The sequence below is a fragment of the Mesorhizobium sp. ArgA1 genome, from assembly GCF_053714375.1.
In genome coordinates, this window is record NZ_JBSKBQ010000119.1 from 1 (window position 1) to 722 (window position 722).

Below are 722 nucleotides of genomic sequence, written 5' to 3' on the forward strand. Positions count from 1 at the left end.
GTAAGCGCGAATTTCCCTGCACCTTTTGCTGTTGCGTGGCCTGATGCATGAGGTGTCCACCAAAATAGGTGGACACCAAGTTTATGGAAGAAGGTGGGCAGAAACTGCGGGTGAGGCTTGTCGGTCGTAACGGGCGACGCCGATACGATCCCGCGTCGAAGGACCGTCTTGTCGCGGCCTGCCTTGAGCCTGGCGTTTCGGTATCGAGACTTGCGCTCGAACACGGGGTCAATGCGAACCTTCTTTGGAAGTGGATACGCCAGCACCGGCTGGCGCAGAAGGACACGGCGGCGCTCCCGCCGCCTTCGACACCAGTGTTTATTCCAGTTCAGATTGAAAGTGCCACGGATCGGGCTGTGTCGAGACAGAACAGCGGGTTTGCGCTGGACTTGCGGCCCAATAATCCCGGAGTGAGGCTGCCGGAATCTGAAGGGACAGGCCGGCTTTGCTCTCCAGCCAAGGTGAGCGCGTCGCTGCCGAACGGCGTGAAGCTGACGCTGGAATGCGATGAAGTGGATGCATTGACGGCGATGATCGGAGCGCTGGGCCATGTTCAGACTGGGCGCTGACCTGAAAGTCTACCTGCACCGTGAGCCGATCGACTTCCGGGCTGGCATCAACAGCCTTGCGGTTCTGGTTCAGGAAACGATGGCGCTCGATCCGTTTGCTGCGGCGGTTTTTGCGTTCTGCAATCGCCGTCGCGACCGGATGAAGCTCCTGTT

General features: G+C 59.4%; 2 protein-coding genes. Both read left to right on the forward strand.

Annotated features, from left to right (window positions below):
- The first annotated feature begins 83 nt into the window (after positions 1-83).
- Positions 84-569, forward strand: a complete 486-nt coding sequence (gene tnpA, locus ACWGTI_RS32605) for an IS66-like element accessory protein TnpA (protein ID WP_454590673.1) — start codon at positions 84-86, stop codon at positions 567-569.
- Positions 550-722: IS66 family insertion sequence element accessory protein TnpB (tnpB, locus tag ACWGTI_RS32610; protein WP_454590674.1), on the forward strand; the 173-nt coding region annotated here is incomplete at its 3' end. The genes tnpA and tnpB, both read left to right, overlap by 20 nt.

Coding starts and splice junctions, on each gene's coding strand:
- tnpA (WP_454590673.1), top strand. CDS start 84: ATGGAAGAAGGTGGGCAGAAACTGCGGGTGAGGCTTGTCGGTCGTAAC.